This window comes from Microvirga sp. RSM25, assembly GCF_044784385.1.
Lineage (GTDB): Bacteria > Pseudomonadota > Alphaproteobacteria > Rhizobiales > Beijerinckiaceae > Microvirga > Microvirga tunisiensis.
Genome location: NZ_CP173040.1, coordinates 284,494 through 306,551, shown reverse-complemented (window position 1 = coordinate 306,551; position 22,058 = coordinate 284,494). Strand labels below are relative to the sequence as shown.

The following is a 22,058-nucleotide window of genomic DNA, read 5'->3' as shown; positions in this document are numbered from 1 at the left end:
TTCAAGATATGATTGTGCGGCATTCGCCGCAGCGCCTATCCATCCTGTTCCTGAAGTGGAGAGGGCTTTCGGCGCTTTTTTGCTAATGAGGCCGCATGCGCTCAATCGGGCCGCTCCGCAGGGGCGGCCGTCTACCCCACCGTGAATTTGAGCGCACATCGGACGTATCAGAGCCGGCGAGGGCTCAGGGATCGGGCGAGTTCCCGGATGACGCTATCCTCGATCTCAAGATCGTTCAGATCTTGCTCATCGTCCGTTTCGGCCTCAGCCTCAGCTGACTTCGTGGATGCAACCGGCTGAGGAGCCGCCGCTTGTGGCTCGTGGACTCCAGAGCGGCCATCCAGGGTATCGAGCAGGCTGTGGAGCGCCGCGTTTGTAATCTCAACCTCAGGTGCCGCTGGCAGCCCGGCCAGTGCCATGGAGCGGGTCTGGTAAGCAGGGTCTCCCGTGACCTCGGGGCCGAACCAGGCCGGCGGCTGAAACGTGCGGATCTGCTTGCTCGGCTCGGCTATGACGATTATCAAATCCAGCGGTCCTGGTGTGACGAAACGGCGGAGAGTGACCGGTTGAGGGCCGATGGTCAGGCTGACCCTCAGGTGCTCCACCCGTCCGGCAACCAACTCGAGCAGAGCCTCGGCCTGAGAGCGGGGAATGTCAGTGACCTGCTCGACAGGGCCGGTCGGTTGATGGGCTACCAGGACGAGCTGACCCGTCTCGCCCTCCACCTGCACGTGAGTGCTCCGGTCCGGACGATCCGGGAAGTAGCCCTGCCGGATGTGGTGGCCTCCCCTCTCCTTCTCGATCAGACGAGCCAGAGCGGGGGCAAGCAGAAATACACGGGCGGTGCTCATAAGATTTCAGCCTTCCCGGAAGATCACACCGTCCAGGATGTCCAGGCCGATCTCCTCACCCACCCTTAGGGTCGTCACAAGCGGGGCCTCGACCTCGAGCTTCGTACCGTCCGCTTGCAACACCTCGATCCGGCGCATGGATCCCAGGCGCCGAACGCCACTGATGATGCCCTGATGGGATCCATGACCGGCGGGGACCGGCTTCAGATGCCATGGACGGCAATAGAGGCTCGCCTGTCCAATCGTGGATTTCGGGGCAGCGCAAGGAACAAGCTTTCCGTTCACCAGCACGCGCCCGTCGCGGATTTCGGCGTTGAAGCGAGCGGCCTGACCGAGAAAGGTCATCACGAAGGGCGTTGCAGGATGATCCTGCACATCATCGGGGCTGCCAACCTGCTCGAGATGTCCGCGATCGAGGACCGCCACCCGATCCGCCAGTTCCAAGGCTTCGTCCTGATCGTGCGTGACGAAGACCGTGGTCTTGCCGGTGCGCTCGTGAATGTCGCGCAGCCAGGCGCGGAGATCCTTGCGCACTTTGGCATCAAGGGCTCCGAACGGCTCGTCAAGCAGCAGGACGCGCGGCTCAACGGCGAGCGCCCGGGCCAGGGCGACGCGCTGGCGCTGGCCGCCGGAGAGCTGCGCCGGGAACCGGCTCTCATAGCCGGAGAGCTGGATCAGATCGAGCAGCTCAGAAACACGGCGCCGGATCTCGCTCCTCGACGGACGGGTCGCGCGCTCACGCACCCGCAGGCCGTAGGCGATGTTATCGGCAACGCTCATGTGCTTGAACAGAGCATAATGCTGGAAGACGAAGCCGACCTGACGCTTTTGCACGGAAAGGGAGGTGGCATCCACGCCTCCGAAGAACACCTGTCCGCGATCGGCCTCCACCAATCCGGCAATGATGCGCAACAATGTGGTCTTGCCCGAACCCGAGGGACCAAGCAGCGCCAGGAGTTCTCCAGGCCGGACCTCCAGATCCACATCGTGAAGAGCAGCCGAACCTGAGAAGGTCTTCGTCACGCCGGCGACACGGATATCGACCGCTTGGCTCCGCTCAGTGGGATGAGCCGCCGGCAAGATCGGCTCCATGACGCCACTCGAGGATGGACTTGAGCGCCAATGTGAGGAGGGCGAGACCGGCGAGGAGCGAGGCGACGGCAAAGGCCGCAACGAAGTTATACTCATTATAAAGAATCTCCACGTGAAGCGGGATGGTATTGGTCAAGCCGCGGATGTGTCCCGAAACGACGGACACCGCGCCGAACTCCCCCATGGCCCGGGCATTGCAAAGCAGAACGCCGTACAGCAGTCCCCATTTGATGTTGGGCAGCGTCACGGTGAGAAAGGTGCGCCAGCCGCTCGCACCCAGCGTCAGGGCGGCCTCTTCCTCTGCCGTTCCCTGCTCCTGCATGAGCGGGATGAGCTGCCGCGCCACGAAGGGGAAGGTCACGAAGATCGTGGCGAGCACGATGCCTGGCAGCGCAAACGCAATCTTGATGCCGTGCGCCAAGAGCCAAGGTCCGAACAAGCCCTGGGCGCCGAAGAGAAGCAGGTAGATGAGGCCGGAGACGACCGGCGAGACGGAGAACGGCAGGTCGATCAGGGTGATCAGCAGGCTCTTGCCCTTGAATTCGAACTTGGCGATGGCCCAGGATGCCGCGAGACCGAACACGAGGTTCAACGGCACCGCGATGGCCGCGACGGTCAGTGTCAGCTGGATTGCTGCCAACGCATCCGCCTCCTGAAAGGCGGCGAGAAAACCCGCTAGCCCTCGCCTGAAGGCTTCCACGAAGACGACAGCCAGCGGCAGAACCACAAAGAGGAGCAGGAAGACGAGCGCCACCGTGATGGCGAGCCGTCGGACCAGCTTATGCTCGGTCACGACGCTCTGCTGCGCTAAAACCGATGGCGCGAGAACAGCGCTGAGATCAGACATGGCCAAACCTCTTGCGGCTCCAGGCTTGGATCAGGTTGATCAGCAACAGCACTGAGAATGAGATCGCCAGCATGATCGTCGCGATCACCGTCGCGCCGGTGTAATCGTATTCCGACAGCTTGATTACGATCAGCAGCGGGGCGATTTCGGAGACATAGGGCAGGTTCCCGGCGATAAAGATCACGGAGCCGTACTCTCCGACCGCGCGGGCGAAGGCCAGGGCGAAGCCGGTCAGCACGCCGGGGAGAAGCGGAGGCAGGAGAACACTCCAAAGGGTGCGCCAGCGGGTCGCGCCGAGGGTGGCAGAGGCCTCCTCCAGCTCATTCTCGATTTCTATGATCAACGGCTGGACCGTGCGAACGGTAAAGGGAAGCCCAATGAAGACCAGGGCGACGAAGATACCAAGCGGTGTGTAGGCTACCTTGAGACCGAGAGGCTCGAGAAGCGAGCCCACCCAGCCATTCGGCGCATAGAGAGCGGCCAGTGCAATGCCAGCGACGGCCGTCGGCAGGGCAAAGGGTAGATCGACGATCGCATCGATGAGCTTACGGCCAGGGAAGTCGTATCTGGTGAGAACCCAGGCGATCAGGAGGCCGAAGAGAGAGGCGACGGCGGCGGCAAGGAGGGAGATGCTGAAGCTCGTCCTGAGTGCCGCAGCGATCCGAGGCTCCGTGGCGGTTGCCACAATCCCGGCGAGCCCGATGCCTGAAGCCTTTACCACAAGCGCGCCGAGCGGCAGCAACACCAGCAATCCAAGGTACAGCAGCGTGTAGCCGAGCGTGACGCCGAAGCCCGGCAGCACGCTCGATTGCTTGAGACGCAGGTAGGACGCAGAGCTCATGGTCAGCGCTTGCTGATCTGGTCGAAGAGCCCGCCGGAATCGAAGTTGTTCTTCTGGATGTCGTCCCAGTTGCCCTGCAGGGACTCGATCGTGAACAGCTTCAGGTTTGGAAGAGCCGCAAGATCCTCCGGCTTGGCGGCCTCGGCCTTGATCGGCCGGTAATGGTGCTTGGCAAAAATCGCCTGTGCCTTGTCGGTGTAGAGGAAGTTGAGAAAGGCCTCAGCGACCTTGCGCGTGCCCTTACCATCGACATTACCCTCAACGAGAGCGACCGGCGGCTCCGCCAGGATCGACACCGTCGGCACCACGATCTCGAACTTGTCGCGCCCGAATTCGTCGAGGACCAGGAACGCTTCATTCTCCCAAGCTGGAAGAACATCCCCGAGGCCGCGCTGCGCGAAGGTCACAGTTGATCCGCGAGCGCCCGTATCAAGCACCGGAACGTTCTTGTAGAGGGCGGTGATGAACTCCTTCGCTTTATCGGCACCGCCGTCCTTGGTCTGGGAGTAGCCCCAGGCTGCCAGGAAGTTCCAGCGACCACCCGCGGAGGTCTTTGGATTAGGCGTGATCACCTGGACGCCTGGCTTCACAAGATCGCCCCAGTCCTTGATCTCCTTCGGATTGCCCTTGCGAACCAAAAAGACCACGGTCGACGTGTAAGGCAGGGAGTTGTTGGGTAGCTTGCTGCGCCAGTCAGCCGGGATCTTCTTCGTCACTTTCGCAATGGCATCGATGTCGGATGGAATGCCGAGCGTCACCACATCGGCGTCGATGCCATCAATCACCGTACGAGCCTGAGCGCCTGATCCACCATGGGACGTCCGGAGCGAGACGGTCTCGCCTGTCTTTGCCTTCCAATCATCCGCAAAGGCTTGATTGATCTCGCGGTAAAGCTCACGCGTCGGATCGTAGGAGACGTTCAGCAACTGCGTTTGGGCTGATGCGGTGCCGATGAAAGGCAGAAAGCCGGCACTCCCCAGGATGATCAAACCGACGGCGGGCAGGACAGACCGCAAGCAGGAATGTTTATTCGTTCCAGCGACGTCTAGGGATTTGTTGTGCATCCTACCCTCCGGGTTCTGATCGAAATGGAAGCCGGCAGAAGACCACCGATCGCTCCCATGCAGGCACAGCAATATCCGCTAAAAAGAACGGGTGTCAAACGAACCCGGGCGCCAGCATGGTTGTTTTTGCGCCGTTCCATCGCTCGTTCTCAGTGCTCGGGCACGGCTTCAGAGAATTAACTTCTCCCGGATCGTTATTTCCGCAGTAGGTTCATTCTGAAACTGCGCTCTCAAACAAAGAGTAATTTTTTATTTGTTCAGGCGCGGCCCCCGGAGGCCCTTTTTATGTTTTCATCAGGCCCATTTGGAAGATTCTTCTCTTGAGAAGGGCCATTGTGAGTAATCTATTTTACTCTGGCATGTTCTGTAAAACGAACATTTTCATTGACTTGGTGCCTCCTCTGACGGACACTTCGGCCCTGCCAATGGGTGCATCCCTGGTGTCAGGTTGGCTTCCGCCGCAAGACGTCAGGAGCGATCCTGTTCGGACTCAAGGCTGAGGCCGGGACGAGGACCTGCCGCATGCATTCTGTAACTGGCAGCGAAACGAAGAAATACACGTGATCGGACCAAGCAGATTGCAGACTGCCTTGCAGGCGCAAAGACCGACCCACGCTTAACGGAGAAAGATTCCCTGCCATGACACTTCAAATCGGCCAGACTGCTCCAGATTTCGAGACGGTGACGACCGAGGGCCCGATCCGCTTCCATGAATGGATTGGCGATTCCTGGGCAGTGTTGTTCTCGCATCCGAAGAATTTCACCCCTGTCTGTACGACGGAATTGGGCGAGGTGGCGCGCCTCAAGCCTGAGTTCGACCGCCGTGGCGTCAAGGTCATCGGGTTTTCCGTCGATCCCGTGGAGAAGCACGAGGCCTGGGCGCATGACATCGAGGAGACACAAGGGGCAGCCGTCAACTATCCGATCATCGGAGATCCCGACCTCAAGATTTCCAAGCTCTATGGCATGCTCCCGGCCAATGCAGGCGAAACGTCCGAGGGACGTACGGCCGCTGACAACCAGACCGTTCGCAATGTCTTCATCATTGGTCCCGACAAGAAGATCAAACTTGTCCTTGTCTATCCGATGACGACAGGCCGCAATTTCGACGAAGTGCTCCGGGTCATCGACTCCCTCCAACTGACGGCCCAGCATCGGGTTGCGACTCCTGCCAATTGGAAGCAGGGCGGCGACGTCATCATCGCCGGCTCTGTCTCGGACGAAGAAGCCAAGAACCTTTATCCCGGCGGCTGGAAAGCCCCGAAGCCTTACCTGCGCATCGTGCCCCAGCCCGCGAAGGCGAGCTGATCCGATACCGCCCACGCGAAGTGCGGGGCGAAAGCCCTCCCCTGAAACAGTGACGCCGTCAGCTTGATTGCAGACGGCGTCACAATGCGCTGATGGGGCTGCCCGACGCCGATCCTCAAGGAAGTGAAATGATTGGAATGAAAGCGCGTGTGTCCTGGGTCGAGGACACGATGTTTACAGGCGAATCCGGCAGCGGGCACACCATCGTACTGGACAGCGCACCGGAGAACGGTGGCCGCAATGCCGGTGTCCGCCCCATGGAACTGATGTTGCTAGGGCTCGCCGGCTGCACGGCGTTCGACGTGTTGCTCATCCTCAAGCGCGGGCGCGAGCCTGTCACCAATTGCGTGGTCGAAGTTGACGCCGAGCGAGCGCGCACCGATCCGAAGGTGTTTACGACGATCCATCTCCAATATCGTCTCTCAGGACAGGGACTTTCGCCGCAGAAAGTGGAACGTGCCATCCAGCTGTCAAAGGAAAAGTATTGCTCCGCGTCCATCATGCTGGGTCAGGTTGCGGAGATCACGCACTCCTGGACCGTTGATCCCCGCGAGGCAGCGTAATTGCTCGGAGCCATTGTCATGACAACTTCCCCCTCGTCTCAGTCGAATGGCTTTCAGATCATATTGCCGATCCCTCAGTTCTAATCGTTGACATCCGCTCGGCGGAGGGCGGTGGCCAAGTGGAATTCGCGGCCGGTCACATTCCTGGTGCCGTTCACAGCGACTATGCCGCCGACGGCTGGCGGATCGCCAAAGGTGGCGCCGGCGGCCTGCTCCCCAATGCAGGCCATTTATCCGCGCTGCTGGGCCGCATCGGCGTAAAGCCCGGGCATCATGTGGTCGTCGTATCGGCCGGGGAGGCTGCGTCCGATTTCAGCGCGGCCGCACGGGTCTATTGGACGTTCAGGGTTGCCGGTCATGAACGCGTGTCGGTTCTCGATGGCGGCTACCGATCCTGGCGCGACGCCGGCCGACCTGAGGAGGCGGGATTGTCGCTCCCAACTGTGAGCGAGGGCTATCCCGTGCGGCTCACAGGACGCCTGCGCGCAGAGGCCGAGGCTGTTGAGAAGGCCGTCGTGACAGCCGCCGCAACACTGCTCGACGGGCGCTCGCAGGCGCAGTTCGACGGGAGTGAGAAGAGCCCGCAGGTGGTGCGCGCCGGCCATCTGCCGGGTGCAGTGCACCTGGACCACAACAAAGCCTTCCGGGCGGGAACAGGACGCCTGCGTCCCGTTGCTGAACTGGAGCAACTCTTCGAGCATGTTCCGGCGGGGCCTGTGATCAGCTATTGCAACACTGGCCACCTTGCCTCGACGAACTGGTTTGTTCTCTCGGAATTGCTCCAACGCCCCGCCGTGACGCTCTACGACGGCTCGATGTCGGAGTGGACCCAGGAGCCCGGCCGACCCGTCGCCACGAACGCGAGTTAGAGCCTCGGACCCAATAGTGGATTTGCATTTCCGGATCTGTCCGATGCTCCCATCTTGGATGAGCGCATCGTTTAAGTCGGAAAGCCAAGGCCACATTTCTGCACTGTGAACTCTATGCTACTTAGTTGAGAATGTCGCCGGCACCTCTGGCAACGGCGGCTGTATAAGAGCGGGGCTCGTCCCCACGCATGCTATCCAGGCGCGAGAAGCCGTAGGCGCGGTCGGGGCGGAGCAGGCCCGAAGCCACTGCATCATCAAGCGCCGGCGGTGCGCTTAGGGCCTCGGGGACAGGATTCCGCCGCCCTCTGCGTAACCTCGTTTGCCTTGCGCTATTGACGCATCTCCCTGGCTCAATCAGGAAGAGCTGCATGAGCAAGGATCATGACGACTTCGATCAGTTGATCGCCAGCCTTGGCGCTGTGCTTGCCCTGACGGACTATGACCAGAGCCTCGGTAATGGCCTCAAGATCCCGGACGCCATTGATGTCGCCGCGGTCCGGACGAAAACGGGGCTATCGCAGGCCACCTTTGCCCGTCGCATTGGGGTGCCGGTGGGTACGCTTCGCAACTGGGAGCAGGGCCGGCGTGCCCCGAACGGGCCAGCTCGCATCCTGCTGGCGCTGCTGGATCGGAATCCGAGGATCGTTGAGGAGACGCTAGGCCTCTGAGTGTAGGGACGTGGCGGACCTGGTAGACGCAAGGGACTTAACCTGTAGTAGCTGGAACTTGATCTGACATTTGGCGTCCGAGAGTTGGTCGGGCTCATCTGTCCGATGGTGTTTTCAAGCGGCGATCATCTTCTCCTTCGCTAACGGGATTGCATCGAGGAAGGTCTGCATTGGCGTCTTGCCAAAGCACCACCGGCCCTGGTGCGGCCGCTCCTCATTATAACTCGCCACCCAAGCATCGAGATCAAGCTGCAGCTCCGCAATCGAGCCATAGATCTTCTTGCGGAACGTCACGCGATAGAACTCGTCCAGCACCGTCTTGTGGAAGCGCTCCACGATGCCGTTCGTCTGCGGGCTCTTGGTCTTGGTGCGGGTGTGATCCACATCCTGCACGGCGAGATACAGCTCGTATTCGTGACGCTCGGGATTGCCGCAGTACTCGGTGCCGCGGTCGGTGAGCACCCGACAGAGCTTCACGTCGTGGGCATCGAAGAACGGCAGGACACGGTCGTTGAGCAGATCGGCGGCGGTAAGCGGGGTCTTGCGGTCATACAGCTTGGCGAACACCACCTTGGTGTAGGTGTCGATGAAGGTCTGCTGGTAAATCCGCCCAACTCCTTTCATGGTGCCGACGTAGAAGGTGTCCTGCGCCCCACAATAGCCAGGGCATTCGCTCTCGAACTCGCCGTGAGCATCCTTCTCAGCTTTTGCCTTCTCCAGGGCCGCCACCTGGCTTTCGGTCAGGATCAGGCCCTCCTGCGCGACCTTCGCTTCCAGGGCTTTGAGCCGTTTCTTCATCGTCTCGAGATCGTGCCGCTGCCACACTCCGCGCACGCCAGCCGGCGAGATCGAGTGGCCGCGCTTGCGCATCTCGTTGGCAAGGCGGATCTGGCCGAAGGCTGGCTGCTCCAGGGACAGCTCAACGATGACGGCCTCCACCTCCGGTGGAGTGCGGTTGGCCAGCAGCGGCTTACGGCGCGTCAGCTCCTGCAGGGCCAGTTCGCCGCCGGTCTCATAGAGCTCCTTGAAGCGGTAGAAGCTGTCGCGGGAGTAGCCCATTAAGGCGCGGCGATCAGGGTGGAAGTTGAGCGGCGATCAGGATCAGAGGTGACGGTGCGATCCTCAGGACCGCACCGTCTGGCCGTCGCGGCCGACCGGATAAGGATGGGAGTTCTTCACGACCAAATGAGGAACCCAGCCTTTGCCCGGCCGCCACATCACCGACTGCCAAATGAGACTGTACATGACGCTCCGTCACACCAACACCATCCCGATCGCCGCTGCCAAAGCCGGCTTCAGCCCCTCTACCGGCTACCGCCTCGCCAAAGACCCGCGTCTGCCCTCCCAGAAGAAAGCCCCGCGCGGGCGCCGGCGTCCCGACCCGCTCGCGAGCGTCTGGGACAGCGAGATCGTTCCTCTGCTCCAAGCCGCCCCGAGCCTGCGCCCTGTTGCTCTCTTCGAGGAGATCATCCGCCGCCATCCCGAGCTCGGCCCCGGCATCCGCCGCACCCTCGAGCGTCGCGTCCGTGCCTGGCGCGCCCTGCACGGCCCCGAGCAGGAGGTCATCTTCCGCCAGGTGCATGAGCCCGGACGCATGGGCCTGTCCGATTTCACCGACATGGCCGATCTTTCCGTCACCATCGCCGGCCAGCCGCTCGATCACCGGCTCTATCACTTCCGGCTCGCCTATTCCGGCTTCGAGCATGCCCACGTGGTGCTCGGCGGCGAGAGCTATGTCGCGCTGGCCGAGGGGCTGCAGAACGCCCTCTGGGCCCTGGGTGGTGCTCCCCGCGAGCACCGCAGCGACAGCCTCTCGGCTGCCTTCCGCAACCTGGATCGCGACGCCCGTGAGGACCTGACCCGGCGCTACGATGCCCTGTGCGCCCATTACGGCATGGAGCCGAGCCGCAACAACACGGGCATCGCCCACGAGAACGGGTCCATCGAGAGCGTGCACGGCCACCTCAAGAAGGGAATCGAAGACGCTCTGCTGCTGCGCGGCGCACGCGACTTCACCGATCTTTGTGCCTACCGCCGCTTCATCGACGAGGTGATCGGACGCCGCAATGCCCGGCTGATCCCGCGCATTGAGGTCGAGCGCGCCGTCCTCCAGGAACTGCCGGACCGGCGCACCGCCGATTACGAGGATGCCATCGTCACCGTGACCTCCACCAGCGGCTTTGTCCTGCGCAAGGTGTTCTACAGCGTGCCCTCGCGCCTGATCGGCCACCGGCTGCGCGTGAGGCTGTTTGACGATCGCCTCGAGGTCTATCTCGGCGGCACGCACCAGTTCACGCTGCCGCGCGGGCGGGCTCATCCCAATGGCCGGCACGGGCATGTGGTCGATTACCGGCATGTGATCCACTCGCTCAGACGCAAGCCCATGGCCCTGATGGGGCTGGTCTACCGCGATCAGCTCTTTCCCCGCCAAGCCTACGCCCGTGCCTTCGAGGCGATGTGCGCCAAACTGCCGGCCCGGGTTGCCTGCCGCACCATGGTGGATCTGCTCGCCCTGGCGCATGAGCGCGCCTGCGAAGCCGAACTTGCCGAGCGCCTCGACGAGGATCTGAAGGCCGGCCGGCTGCCGGATCTCAAGAGCTTGCGCGCCCGCTTCAGTCCGGATGCGGATGCCGTGCCCGCCATCACGGTCTCCTATGCGCCGCTCAGCGCCTACGAGGAACTCACCCGCGGCCATCAGGGAGAGGTCGCATGACGAGCCCCGATATTGATGCCGGTCGCCTGACCCTGGCGCTCAACGACCTGCGGCTGCCGGCGATCAAGACGATCTGGCCGGACTTCGCCGCCCGCGCCGACAAGGAGGGCTGGCCGGCGGCCCGCTTCCTGGCGGCTCTGGCCGAATACGAGATGGCCGAGCGCGCCAGCCGGCGCATCCAGCGCCATCTCGACGAGGCGCGCCTGCCGCCCGGCAAGACCCTCGACAGCTTCGACTTCTCCGCGGTGCCGATGATCAGCAAGGCCCAGGTGGTGGCGCTGGCAGCCGGCGACAGCTGGCTGGAGAAGGGCGCCAATCTGTTGATGTTCGGCCCGCCGGGCGGGGGCAAATCGCACCTGGCGGCCGCGCTGGGCCTGGCCCTGGTCGAGAACGGCTGGCGGGTGCTGTTCACCCGCACCACCGATCTGGTGCAGAAGCTGCAGAGCGCGCGGCGGGATCTACAGCTCGAGGCGGCGATTGCCAAACTCGACAAGTACCATCTGCTGATCCTGGATGACCTCGCCTATGTCAGCAAAGATCAGGCGGAAACCAGCGTGATCTTTGAACTCATCGGCGCCCGCTACGAGCGTCGCTCGCTGCTGATTACGGCCAATCAGCCCTTTGGAGCCTGGAACTCGGTCTTTCCGGATCAGGCGATGACGCTCGCCGCGGTGGATCGCTTGGTGCACCACGCGACGATCTTCGAGATGAATGTGGAGAGCTACCGCCGCAGAGAAGCCCTTGAGCGTAAGCGCGGACCGGGGCGTCCGCCGACGCGCGCAACAATCAGGACCTCATCCTGATTGTCGCTCGCAGCGACAATCAACAAAGCGCTTGCATCTGTGTCGTGGCGCGACAATCATCGTCCGGCCGCGACAGCAAATTACAAGCCTGATCGCCGCGCTCCTCCATTCCAGATCGTCGCGCAATAAGCCCATCATGTGGCAAGCTTGGCTGACGTTGCCGAGCTGCTTGGCCAGCTCCAAGAGGCCGACCTTAGCGCGGATGATCTTCTGCTCGTTGGTCATGACGATGTTCCTGGTGAACGCCGAGGCCGGGCGCTACGCACCCCGACCACTCCGCGCCCGGCCTCGGCTCATGCCTCAGCCTAACGACACCGTCTGTCAGATTAAGTCCAAACTACTTCACTTAACACGAGCCTGCGGGAAGTCCCATTCGCTTCAGGGAATTGGGATGAGAGCGGGCCAGCCGCGCAGCGGCTATTTCCCTTGGCATTCCTCGATGTAGCGCTGGATCGTCTCGGCGGCGACCTGCCCAGCCGTGCCGACGTAATAGGTCTGGGTCCATAACTGGTCCCGCCCACACACCCTTCTCAGCTCCGGGAACCGCTCGCGGAGATAGCGCGATGTGTAGCCCTTCAGCAGGTTCGCGATCTGCGCGGGTGACCATCGCGGCGCGGCGGAGACGAAGATGTGGACATGATCGATGTCCGTCTCGACCGCGAGAAGGGTCAGGCCGTTGCGCAGACATGCCTCCGCGATCAGATCCTTGGTGGCTGTGGCGACGTCCGCCGTCAGCACCTTCCGACGGTACTTGGGAATCCATACGAGATGGTATCCCGTCTGGTAGTGCGTCCAGCGCGTGCGTCCGACTTGTAGGCCACGTTCCATTGCTGTAGCTTAGAAGCCATGGAATCCGTGTCAATCCATAGACCTAGCGACATTCCACGCTTTATGCAGGCCACCTTGCGTGACGCGCAGATGGAGGCAGGCCGCCTGTGGAACGACATCGTCGGCGCGCACCGCAAGGCGCGCGAGGACAGGACTCCATGGCCAACCCGCGACGCGCTCCAGAAGCACACCAAGGGACGGTACAAGCTGCACTCCCAGACCGTGCAGATGATCTGCCACCAGCTCCTCACGAACGTCCAGACCACCTCCGAGCGGCGGCGCAACGAGCCGTCCTCAAGGCGGTGGCTGCGCTACCCGTACAAGGAGAAGTGCTTCTTCCCTCTGTACTGGCCCGCGCAGGCCGTCGACTACGATAAAGGGGCGAAGCGCCTGGTCCTGCCGATGGGCCGGGGACGCAAGTCCCTGGTCTTCAGGCTCGACCTCGGCTTCGAACCCGGCGGCGTGAAGCTGGTCTGGAACGAGGGCTACGAGCTGCACATCGTGCGTTCGGACATCGCGAAGGCGAAGGACTCTCCGGGCGACAACCGTGCCACGGTCGACCTCGGCGAGATCCACCAAGCGGCGGTGGCTGCGAGCACGGGCGAGGCTCTGGTGGTGTCGGGCCGCGGCATCCGGAGCGACAAGCGCCTGCTGTCGAAGCAGCTCGGTGAGATCGCCCGCAAGCGTTCGAAGTGCAAGAAGGGCTCGCGGCGGGCCAAGCGGCTCCAGAAGGCGCGCGAAAAGCGCACGCTTCTGTCGCGCCGTCGCATCCGTGACAAGCGCCACAAGGGCACCCGCAAGGTGATTGACTTCTGCGTCAGGCATGAGATCGGCGAGCTGTACGTGGGTGATCCGCGCGGCGTGCGGGATCTGAAGTCCGGGCGCCACCACAACCAGCGCATCTCGCGCTGGGAGGTGGGCAAGGACATGGACTACCTCGGTCACAAGGCCGAGTGGGCCGGCATTGCGTGCTCTATCGGGGACGAGCTTGGGACGTCTTCCCGGTGTCCGCAATGCGGCCATCGCCACCGGCCCAAGGGCCGGACATGGCAGTGCAAAAAGTGCGGGTTCGAGGGCCACCGCGACATCGTGGGTGCCGCGAACATGCACGTGAACGGCTTCGGCCAAAAGGTCACGTTCCCCGCTCGAGTGACGTATCGACGAGCCGGCCCGATGCGGGCGGCGCGAGGAGTAAATAACCCCGCGTCGAGCTTACCGGCCCGTCGTAGTAGCCCGGACACGGGCCTGCGGGAGGACTTGCCTCGCCATCACCGCAGTTGCCTGCGACCTCCCTTCCACAAGGAGGAGCTTCACGCCGCAAACGGACAGCCGGATCGCCGGCGCGCCGCAAGGCGCAGTCCCTCGTGGCCTGAAAAAGCAGGAAGCTTATTCCCTTCAGGGAATGGGAGTGTCACTTGCTTTTGATGCTAGGAGTTTTGTCATGATCAATCGCATCACCCTAAACATGCTCCATTTCGGCGTCCCTGCGAGGGTGCACGGGATTGGTGTTGCGCTCATGCGGGCGTGATCATTCCCAATGACCCTCCCGAGGTGGGTAGGGTCCTGTGTGCTTCTGCTCTCCTCGTGTCGATTGTGGAGAGCAGATATGACACCATCCCACCTACTCATCAGCGTGCGACCCGTTCCAGCCCAGCAAAGCCTTTCGTCAGGGGCATTGCTGCCTTAACCTCCAGCATCGTCGGTTGGTGGAAGCAGCGGTCGTTAGAACGGGTGCAGTATCTCAACGACCACCTGCTGGATGACATCGGCGTGAGACGCGAGCCTGAATGTCGAACAGAAGCCTGGTGGAGAACGAAGCCTCCGCCATAAGCCACATGCGTGCCCGCATGAAGGGGGCAGGCGTCGGAAGCCGCGCCTGCCTCTCCCACAGACCGATTACTTAGGGTATTCGAAAGATCCGCTCTCAAGCGGCGACACGCAGTTGCGTTTCATGAGGCCCGTTTAGCGAAGCGCGCGCGCTTCGCGGACCATCTTCCCATCTATGTGGGAGGCTGGTAAAGCACCGGTATATAAACAACTTCGCATCGGGGCATAAATGAAAGCCTACGACGATACCAAGAAGGCGAAGCATGAGCAGGCGAAGCAACGAAGCTTGGAAGCTATAGACGCTCGGCTGGCGCGTCACGAGAAGGTAACGCGGATCATCCTAACACTAGTCCTGATCTCGGCAGGGCTGACGCTCACCTTACTGGCTACTCATCTCATTGATCTTTCAAACTAATCATAGAATACCTCCGCAGGGGCCCCATGATGAACTTTCACGACCGCGATCTGAACCTTCCCCGCCTGTGCAACGAGGCGCTCAATCAGCCTCTGACCGAGGCCGAGTGCAGCGTCATGATCGCCGCTGCTGCCCGGAAGGTCGAGGAATTGTTCGACATCCTTCGTATCGATCATCGGAACGACCACAACACCCGCGACACGCCCCAGCGGGTGGCCAAGATGTACGTCGAGGAGATCCTGGCGGGCCGCTACACCGCTCCGCCGCGGATCACCAAGTTCGACAATGCCCAGGCCTATGATCAGCTCATCGTCACAGGTCCGATCGAGCTGCGCTCTATGTGCGCCCACCACCTGATGCCGATCCATGGCGCGGCTTACATTGGCATCCTGCCCTCCGCTGATGGCAAGATCATCGGCCTGTCCAAGTACGACCGCATCGTGGAGTACTTTGCCGCCCGCCTGCAGATCCAGGAGGAGCTCGTCAAGCAGATCGGCCAGTACATCATGGACATGACCTCTCCGCGTGGATTGGCCGTGCGCATCAGCGCCGTGCACATGTGCAAGACCCAGCGTGGCGTGCGCGCCAGCCACCGCAGCCGCATGGTCAACACCTACTACTGGGGCGAGATGGCCAGCGACACTGCCCTCAAGGGCGAGTTTCTGCAGGAGTGCACAATGCTCGACCGGGACGGAGCAACGTAAGTAGCCTGGGTCCGGCCGACGCAGATCAATCATTCTCGAATGAGGCATCTGAATGATGCGTTCGACCTGTGATCGCCGCCGGCACCAGCGCCCGTATACGGCAGGAGCTGCCCGGGTTTTTGCAAGCTACACGGATTTGAGAGCCCAAGTCCCTGTTCCTCAGGAAGCCCCATGATGTCGTCTGAAAGGCCCGTTCCATAAGCAGCCTTCCGCGTCTGCCTCATTAAGGAGCGGTGCATAATTCTTGATTTATGCGCCACGTCTGCCACGCTCAGCATCTGTATTTCCATCCACCACCTCAAGTTACTTCGGCGGCCCGTTAGGATGAACTATGTCTAGGTCCATCACAGGAACATGCCTTTGCGGCGCGGTGAGCATATCGTGTGGTAAACCACTTAGTCCGGGTGCTTATTGTCATTGTGAAGACTGTCGCAAATCCACCGGCAGCGCCTTTAGCGTCGCTATTCCGTTCGAAGCCGCCGAGTTCCGCGTTCTTTCCGGCGAGACTCGTTCGTTTACGAAGGTTGCTGACAGCGGTAACGAAATAAGGCGGCATTTTTGTTCGAGTTGCGGTTCTCCGCTGTATGGGACCTCCCCCAGCACCCCGGCCGGGTCTATGTGAAAGCAGGCATTCTTGATGAGCCATCGCTTGTTCGGCCCGCTTACCAAGCCTGGTGCACGTCCAGGGTAGAGTGGTCGAAATTGAGCACCGATCTACCATCATACCCGAAAGGTAAACCCTGATCGGTCAACCAACCAAAGTTCAGCCAAGCGAAAGATGAGGGCGCGACTTCAGTCGCGGCTCCCAGTTCCATAAACGGTCCTCGGCGAAATACAGTCCTGCAGTTAGGTGTTCACGGTTTTCGAAAGTGTCCGCTTCGAATGCGAGCGCACATAGCCAATGATTGTAAAGACCAACCATGCGGCCTGAGCAATGAATGATGGCAGATTGAAGTCAAAGATCAGCGAATAGAGAATAGCAATGGCGCCGATCCCGTTGAGCGATGCATAACGGTCATCCTCGACTTTCAGTAGGTCCAGTTGCAGCAGGCCATAGGCTAATAGATAGGCTGCAACCCCGATCAGCCCGACAAAATCAGCGATGCTCATGAACGTCCCCGCTTGCTCTGTTGAAGACCATACTTCGGTGAGGCGCATTCCAGAAAGAACCTTCTACGAAAATCGGTATACCTAGATCAGCCCATCAGCTCCTTGAGGAAGTGCTGCACGGGAGCGTCTGACCAGACCTGGATTTCAATGGACTTTTCGAACGGACGTCGAGAATAACCTTCATAGCCGTGGCTATCCTCATCGCTAAGACGGCAACCGCCTTAAACCCGTTCGAGGGCCCGCAGCAGATCGTCGATCAGGTCATCCGTGTGTTCAAGGCCGATCGAGAGCCTGACGAGTCCTTCCGAAACTCCCATCTCAGTGCGCTCTTCCGGCGTGAAACGCTGGTGCGTCGTCGTCGCCGGATGGGTGATGAGGCTCTTGGCATCGCCGAGATTATTGGAGATCCGGATGAGATCGAGGGCGTTCAGGAAGCGAAAGGCGCCCGCTTTCCCTCCCTCGATCTCGAGTGCGATCAGCGTCGAGCCTCCCTTCATCTGGCGAGCGATGATCTCGGCCTGCGGATGATCGGCGCGGCCGGGATAGATTAGGCGTCCGATCTTAGGATGTCCGGCCAGGGTATCGGCGATGTTGGCCGCCGTTCGGGTCTGGCGCTCCACGCGTAAGGGAAGTGTCTCCAAGCTTTTTAGCAGCACCCAGGCGTTGAACGGAGACATCGACGGTCCGGTCTGCCGCAGCAGCGTATGAACGTGCGTTTGGATGAACTCCTCGGAGCCGAGGATGACACCGCCAAGGCAACGCCCCTGCCCGTCGATGTGTTTTGTGGCCGAATAGACGACGCAATCGGCTCCAAGCTCCAGTGGCTTCTGCCAGAGCGGCGACGAGAACACGTTGTCTACCACCAGCTTGGCACCAACCTCGCGGGCAATCTGCGCAACCGCTGCTATGTCGATCACCTCGAGAGTCGGATTAGCCGGACTTTCCAGGAAGAACACCTTCGTTTCCGGTCGCACGGCCTCGCGCCAAGCGTCGAGGTTCGTCCCATCGACCAGGGTCGACGCGACGCCGAACCGCGGCAGAAGCTCGGCGACGACATAACGGCAGGATCCGAAGAGAGCCCGGGCGGCAACAATGTGATCGCCGGCCTGCAACAAGCCCATGAGGGCCGCCGTCACAGCGGCCATGCCGGTCGCCGTCGCCCGTGCGGCTTGCGCACCCTCGAATGATGCAATCCGCTGCTCAAACATCGTCACGGTCGGGTTCGAGAACCGGGCATAGAGGAACCCGGGGCTCTCTCCCTTGAAACGGGCCTCACATTCTTCCGCGCTGGCATAAACGTGGCCCTGAGTGAGAAACAGTGCCTCGGATGTCTCGCCGAACTCGGATCTCAGCGTGCCTTCATGGACAAGCCGGGTATCCGCATGGAGATGCCGATCCCGGCTTGAACGCTCGCACATGGCTCTTCCTTTGAACTGGCACCGGCCCCTGCAGATGGCAGCTCGGGCAACTGAGATAGTAATGATTGTTGCTTGGTCGGGCTGCAGATCGCCTAGCCGGCTCCTGAACTCTGAGGGTCGGTGCCGCGCGGTTTTGCAGCAATGGACAGGCCGAACTTGATGCGGGTCCACAGGCGCTCATGGCCATAGTAAAGCACGAGCTTGGTCACTACCTCGGTCGCTCCTATCGCCGCGGCGAGGCGCGTGTCCTGGGTCAGCACGAAGGCTGCGGCCACAGTGGCAACAGAGCCGATGACCCGCCAGGACATGGCCTTGAGCACGCTTCGCCGTTTCTGTTCGCGCACCGCCTTCAGCCACGTCACCTGCCCGTCGTTCCGGGCCGGCTGGGACCCCGCGTCCCGGCCGGATCCCGCGCCATCGACGAGACCGATCGCAACCGTGTCGAAGCTCTCCCGATCGATGAGGATGAACCCGCCGGTGCGGCGGCTCTCCGTGTAGGGATCGAATGCGATCGGCTGATCCAGGAGGAGAACAACATGGCCAACGTCATTCGCCGCTAGCGAAGAAACAGGCACGGAGGCGAGTGACGCAAGATCAATTCTCTGGCGCACCGTGACGACCTTTGCAGGCACGGCCGCGGCACCGAGCTTCAGAAGAAACTGGTCGCCTTCCTTCAGGTGTTCGGTTGCCATCCAGAACAGGCGAGCATCGATCCTGTCGGAAACCCGGGGCCGGCGCTCCATGGACGTGATGACGTCCCCTCGGGAGATATCCACCTCGTCGGACAGGGTGAGCGTGACGGATTGGCCGGCAACGGCTTCATCGAGCTCTCCGTCCATCGTCACGATTTTCGCAACGGAGGTCTCCAATCCCGACGGGTGGATCCGCACCCGGTCGCCCGGTCTGATCCGGCCACTCGCGACGAGGCCGGCAAAGCCGCGGAAATCCGGGTGGGGCCGATTGACCCACTGGACCGGCAAGCGGAACGGCTCATCCCCTGCCGTCTGCTCGATCTCGACGGATTCGAGATACGAGAGCAATGTCGGCCCTCGGTACCAGGTCGCCTGAGGGGACGGCTCAACGACATTGTCGCCATGCAGCGCGGACAAGGGAATGGCCGTGACCTGCTGGAAGCCCAGATTGACCGAAAAGGCCTGGAACTCCGCGCCGATCTGATTGAATCTCTCTTCGGACCATCCCACCAGGTCCATCTTGTTGATCGCCAGGGCGACATGACGGATCCCGAGCATGGACACAAGAAGCGCGTGGCGGCGGGTCTGGCGCGTGATGCCCTTGCGCGCATCGATGAGGAGGATAGCGACATCCGCAGTCGAGGCGCCCGTCGCCATGTTGCGCGTGTACTGTTCATGGCCGGGCGTGTCGGCGACGATGAAGGTTCGCCGATCGGTCGAGAAAAAGCGATAGGCGACGTCGATGGTAATGCCCTGCTCGCGCTCGCTGGCAAGTCCATCCACCAGAAGGGCAAAGTCGATGCTGCCTCCCTGTGTTCCATGCTTGCGTGAATCGCGCTCGAGCGTGGCGAGCTGATCGTCGAACAAACGCTTGGACTCATACAGCAGGCGACCGATCAGCGTAGACTTGCCGTCGTCGACGGAGCCGCAGGTGATGAACCGCAGCAGGCTCTTGCGCTCATGCGCTGCGAGATAGTCCTTCAGCTGGAAACTCGCAGCTGCGGGATGAACCGACATCAGAAGTAGCCCTCTTGCTTCTTGCGTTCCATGGACGCCGCCGTGTCTTTGTCGATGGCCCGTCCGTGGCGTTCGGACGTCCGGGCCTCGAGTGTTTCCCGAATGATGTCGGGTAGCGTGGCCGCCGTGCTTTCCACGGCGCCCGTCAGGGGATAGCAGCCGAGCGTTCGGAACCGGACGGAGTGCAGCTGCGGCTGCTCGCCGGGACGAAGCGGCAGCCTGTCATCATCCACCATGATGAGCATGCCGTCCCGCTCTACGACGGGTCGCTCGGCCGCGAAGTAGAGCGGGACGATGGGGATGTTCTCGCGGTGGATGTAGAGCCAAATATCGAGCTCGGTCCAGTTGGAGAGTGGAAAGACGCGCAGGCTCTCACCCCGGCGCTTGCGGCCGTTATAGAGCTGCCAGGGCTCCGGGCGCTGACGCTTGGGATCCCAGCGGTGATGCGCATTGCGCAGTGAGAAGACGCGTTCCTTCGCCCGTGACTTCTCCTCGTCGCGGCGGGCGCCGCCGAAAGCCGCGTCGAAGCCGTAGCGCTCGAGCGCCTGCTTGAGCGCCTGGGTCTTCATGACGTCAGTATGGACCTCGGAGCCGTGGCTGATCGGACCGACATTGCGGGCCAGTCCATCGGGATTGGTGTGCACCAACAGATCGAGCCCGAGTTCGCGCGCTCTCCGGTCCCGGAATGCGATCATCTCGCGAAACTTCCAGGTGGTATCCACGTGAAGCAGAGGGAAAGGAGGCCTCGCCGGATAAAACGCCTTCAACGCCAGATGCAGCAGAACTGACGAGTCCTTGCCGATCGAATACAGCATGACCGGGTTGTCGCTTTCGGCAACCGCCTCGCGCATGATGTAGATGCTCTCCGCCTCGAGGCGGTCGAGATGGGTCAGGCTGGACCGGAGCACCTTGTCCTCGGAGACGGAACGTTGAGAATCGGGCAGCTTTGCGTGGCGCACGCTTCCTGCTTCACGCCCGCTGATCATGAGAATGCTCCTGAGTTTGATGGGTCGGCACGAGGTGCAGACCGCACTCTTTCTTGGCCTCCTGCTCCCACCACCAGCGACCTGCGCGCTCGGGCTCGCCGAGACGGACTGCCCGGGTGCAGGGCGCGCAACCGATAGACGGATACCCCTGGTCGTGCAGCGGGTTGTAGGGAATGGCATTGTCCGTCACATACCGGACGAGGTCCTGCCGGCTCCAATCCGCCAGGGGATTGATCTTGATCAGGCGATAGCCGTCGTCCTGAGCTGCCAGCGGGACGGCAGCGCGAAAGGCCGACTGCTCGGCGCGAAGGCCTGTCACCCAGCCTGCCGCGCCAGCCAGGGCCCGGCCCAGGGGCTCGACCTTGCGAACGTCACAGCAGGCTTTCCGGGCCTCGACCGAATGACGGAAGCCGTTGATGCCTTGGCGTGCGACCAAACTTTCCAGACCGGCACGATCAGGACTGACGGCATTGATCCGGCGTTCGTACCGCTCCTCCGTCTGAGCCCACACATCATAGGTTTCGGGAAACAGCCGCCCGGTGTCGAGCGTCACAAGCTCGATATGAACATCGAGCCCGGCCCTGAAGATCGCGTGGGTGAGCGCCTGGTCTTCGAGGCCGAAGCTCGTCGTAAAGACCAGGCGGCCGGCAATCGAACGCGAGGCGAGAGCCAGCCGTTCCGGAAGCCCTGCATCCGTCATGGCACGGGCCAAAGCGTCGGCCCCTACGCCTCCTAAGCCCAAATCCATCGTAAACACCTCCAAAGCACAAAATCGAACTTGTTCTTAATAACGAACGATGTCAAGGTCAGGTTGTTCTGTGTTGGAGGGATAGCTGAGTGATCAATGGATCAAGTTATCCCAAGTAGAGAAGATTTATTCACCAGCAGTCGGAACGAGAGAATTTATATTTGGCAAAGGGCAGGACGCAGAGATGGATCGCATCGACCGAAAAATTTTGAACCTTCTGCAGCAGGATGGCACACTGTCCGTCGCAGATGTCGGTCATCGGGTGGGTTTGTCTCAAACACCATGCTGGAAACGCATTCAACGCCTTGAAGCCGAGGGCGTGATTCAGCGGCGGGTCGCACTCCTGGATGCTGACAAGCTCGGGCTCGGCTTAACCGTATTCGTCTGCATTGAAGCCGGGGACCATACCCAGGATGCTATCAAGCAGTTCACCGATGCGATCGCGACCATGGATGAGGTCGTCGAGTTCCATCGGATGGCCGGGGATGTCGACTACATCCTTCGTGTCGTTGTGGCCGACGTCAAGGCTTATGACTTGTTCTACAAGCGCTTGATTGAAATTGTTCCTCTCAAGAAGGTCAGCTCGCGCTTCAGTGTCGAGCGGGTGAAATCCACCACAGCCCTGCCGATCGAGACGATGGCATAATCATCGGATCCTTGGCGTATGTTCCTAAAACTCAAGGCGAACAGAATA

22 protein-coding genes and 2 pseudogenes are annotated in these 22,058 nt (G+C 61.4%); 11 read left to right on the top strand and 13 right to left on the bottom strand.

All coding sequences use genetic code 11. From position 1 onward, the window contains the following. Positions 1-167 precede the first annotated feature (167 nt). Genes ACD578_RS27440 through ACD578_RS27420 form a run of 5 tightly spaced genes read right to left on the bottom strand, consistent with a single transcriptional unit; the run spans position 168 to position 4,647 of the window. The gene (locus tag ACD578_RS27440) at positions 168-851 is read right to left on the bottom strand and encodes a hypothetical protein (protein ID WP_404295135.1); all 684 of its coding nucleotides are present in this window, start codon (positions 849-851) and stop codon (positions 168-170) included. 6 nt (positions 852-857) lie between these two features. Then, positions 858-1,943, bottom strand: coding sequence for a sulfate/molybdate ABC transporter ATP-binding protein (locus ACD578_RS27435; RefSeq protein ID WP_404295133.1), 1,086 nt, complete (start codon positions 1,941-1,943; stop codon positions 858-860). After that, a complete protein-coding gene (gene cysW, locus ACD578_RS27430) occupies positions 1,909-2,790 on the bottom strand; it encodes a sulfate ABC transporter permease subunit CysW (RefSeq protein WP_404295130.1) in 882 nt (293 codons plus the stop codon). The genes ACD578_RS27435 and cysW overlap by 35 nt, the downstream gene beginning before the upstream one ends. Then, the gene (gene cysT, locus ACD578_RS27425) at positions 2,783-3,631 is read right to left on the bottom strand and encodes a sulfate ABC transporter permease subunit CysT (RefSeq protein WP_404295127.1); all 849 of its coding nucleotides are present in this window, start codon (positions 3,629-3,631) and stop codon (positions 2,783-2,785) included. Before cysT ends, cysW begins: the two co-directional genes overlap by 8 nt. Before the next feature lie 2 nt (positions 3,632-3,633). Then, a complete protein-coding gene (locus ACD578_RS27420) occupies positions 3,634-4,647 on the bottom strand; it encodes a sulfate ABC transporter substrate-binding protein (RefSeq protein ID WP_404295124.1) in 1,014 nt (337 codons plus the stop codon). 687 nt (positions 4,648-5,334) lie between these two features. On the opposite strand from ACD578_RS27420, the gene ACD578_RS27415 reads away from it, so the two are divergent. The 4 genes from ACD578_RS27415 (at position 5,335) to ACD578_RS27400 (ending at position 8,103) form a co-directional block, all read left to right on the top strand. Beyond that, positions 5,335-6,003 (top strand): peroxiredoxin, encoded by a 669-nt coding sequence (locus ACD578_RS27415; RefSeq protein WP_404295121.1) that lies wholly within the window; start codon positions 5,335-5,337, stop codon positions 6,001-6,003. A 137-nt stretch (positions 6,004-6,140) separates the two neighbouring features. Next, entirely contained in the window at positions 6,141-6,566 is a 426-nt protein-coding gene (locus ACD578_RS27410) for an OsmC family protein (RefSeq protein WP_404295465.1), read from the top strand. After that, the gene (locus ACD578_RS27405) at positions 6,566-7,435 is read left to right on the top strand and encodes a sulfurtransferase (RefSeq protein ID WP_404295462.1); all 870 of its coding nucleotides are present in this window, start codon (positions 6,566-6,568) and stop codon (positions 7,433-7,435) included. Before ACD578_RS27410 ends, ACD578_RS27405 begins: the two co-directional genes overlap by 1 nt. A 368-nt stretch (positions 7,436-7,803) precedes the next feature. After that, a complete protein-coding gene (locus tag ACD578_RS27400; protein WP_404295119.1) occupies positions 7,804-8,103 on the top strand; it encodes a helix-turn-helix domain-containing protein in 300 nt (99 codons plus the stop codon). 114 nt (positions 8,104-8,217) lie between these two features. Here the strand turns inward: ACD578_RS27400 and ACD578_RS27395 are convergent, their stop codons facing one another. Next, positions 8,218-9,162 (bottom strand): IS481 family transposase, encoded by a 945-nt coding sequence (locus tag ACD578_RS27395; protein ID WP_404295117.1) that lies wholly within the window; start codon positions 9,160-9,162, stop codon positions 8,218-8,220. Between the two features lie 172 nt (positions 9,163-9,334). Here ACD578_RS27395 and istA point away from each other — a divergent pair. Both istA and istB read left to right on the top strand, forming a co-directional pair. Continuing rightward, a pseudogene (gene istA, locus ACD578_RS27390) lies at positions 9,335-10,832 on the top strand (IS21 family transposase). Continuing rightward, the gene (istB, locus tag ACD578_RS27385; RefSeq protein ID WP_404294392.1) at positions 10,813-11,619 is read left to right on the top strand and encodes an IS21-like element helper ATPase IstB; all 807 of its coding nucleotides are present in this window, start codon (positions 10,813-10,815) and stop codon (positions 11,617-11,619) included. Before istA ends, istB begins: the two are co-directional and overlap by 20 nt. A 117-nt stretch (positions 11,620-11,736) precedes the next feature. Here istB and ACD578_RS27380 read toward each other — a convergent pair. Together ACD578_RS27380 and tnpA are read right to left on the bottom strand one after the other, a co-directional pair. Then, positions 11,737-11,844 (bottom strand): annotated as a pseudogene (locus ACD578_RS27380) (IS481 family transposase); the annotation flags it as partial. 192 nt (positions 11,845-12,036) lie between these two features. Further along, positions 12,037-12,447 carry an IS200/IS605 family transposase gene (gene tnpA, locus ACD578_RS27375; RefSeq protein WP_404295115.1) on the bottom strand — a complete coding sequence of 137 codons (411 nt, stop codon included), beginning with the start codon at positions 12,445-12,447 and terminating at the stop codon, positions 12,037-12,039. An 18-nt stretch (positions 12,448-12,465) separates the two neighbouring features. Between tnpA and ACD578_RS27370 the strand changes: the two genes are divergently transcribed. The 4 genes from ACD578_RS27370 to ACD578_RS27355 all read left to right on the top strand — a co-directional run bounded on the left by ACD578_RS27370 (position 12,466) and on the right by ACD578_RS27355 (position 16,015). After that, a complete protein-coding gene (locus ACD578_RS27370) occupies positions 12,466-13,872 on the top strand; it encodes an RNA-guided endonuclease InsQ/TnpB family protein (protein ID WP_404295112.1) in 1,407 nt (468 codons plus the stop codon). 631 nt (positions 13,873-14,503) lie between these two features. After that, positions 14,504-14,689, top strand: coding sequence for a hypothetical protein (locus ACD578_RS27365; protein WP_404295109.1), 186 nt, complete (start codon positions 14,504-14,506; stop codon positions 14,687-14,689). 26 nt (positions 14,690-14,715) lie between these two features. Further along, positions 14,716-15,393, top strand: a complete 678-nt coding sequence (folE, locus tag ACD578_RS27360) for a GTP cyclohydrolase I (protein WP_404295107.1) — start codon at positions 14,716-14,718, stop codon at positions 15,391-15,393. Between the two features lie 331 nt (positions 15,394-15,724). Beyond that, positions 15,725-16,015 (top strand): GFA family protein, encoded by a 291-nt coding sequence (locus tag ACD578_RS27355; RefSeq protein WP_404295104.1) that lies wholly within the window; start codon positions 15,725-15,727, stop codon positions 16,013-16,015. A gap of 224 nt (positions 16,016-16,239) precedes the next feature. On the opposite strand, the gene ACD578_RS27350 is transcribed toward ACD578_RS27355, so the two are convergent. The 5 genes from ACD578_RS27350 to ACD578_RS27330 all read right to left on the bottom strand — a co-directional run bounded on the left by ACD578_RS27350 (position 16,240) and on the right by ACD578_RS27330 (position 21,364). Further along, positions 16,240-16,551 carry a cyclic nucleotide-binding protein gene (locus ACD578_RS27350; RefSeq protein WP_404295101.1) on the bottom strand — a complete coding sequence of 104 codons (312 nt, stop codon included), beginning with the start codon at positions 16,549-16,551 and terminating at the stop codon, positions 16,240-16,242. 173 nt (positions 16,552-16,724) lie between these two features. Then, the gene (locus ACD578_RS27345; RefSeq protein WP_404295098.1) at positions 16,725-17,921 is read right to left on the bottom strand and encodes an O-succinylhomoserine sulfhydrylase; all 1,197 of its coding nucleotides are present in this window, start codon (positions 17,919-17,921) and stop codon (positions 16,725-16,727) included. A 92-nt stretch (positions 17,922-18,013) separates the two neighbouring features. Further along, on the bottom strand, positions 18,014-19,630 hold the full coding sequence (cysN, locus tag ACD578_RS27340) for a sulfate adenylyltransferase subunit CysN (RefSeq protein WP_404295096.1): 1,617 nt from the start codon (positions 19,628-19,630) through the stop codon (positions 18,014-18,016). Next, entirely contained in the window at positions 19,630-20,616 is a 987-nt protein-coding gene (gene cysD / locus ACD578_RS27335) for a sulfate adenylyltransferase subunit CysD (protein WP_404295094.1), read from the bottom strand. The genes cysN and cysD overlap by 1 nt, the downstream gene beginning before the upstream one ends. Further along, positions 20,600-21,364 (bottom strand): phosphoadenylyl-sulfate reductase, encoded by a 765-nt coding sequence (locus tag ACD578_RS27330; RefSeq protein WP_404295092.1) that lies wholly within the window; start codon positions 21,362-21,364, stop codon positions 20,600-20,602. Before ACD578_RS27330 ends, cysD begins: the two co-directional genes overlap by 17 nt. A gap of 184 nt (positions 21,365-21,548) precedes the next feature. Here ACD578_RS27330 and ACD578_RS27325 point away from each other — a divergent pair, with 184 nt between their 5' ends. Further along, a complete protein-coding gene (locus tag ACD578_RS27325; RefSeq protein ID WP_404295091.1) occupies positions 21,549-22,010 on the top strand; it encodes an Lrp/AsnC family transcriptional regulator in 462 nt (153 codons plus the stop codon). Positions 22,011-22,058: the final 48 nt, after the last annotated feature.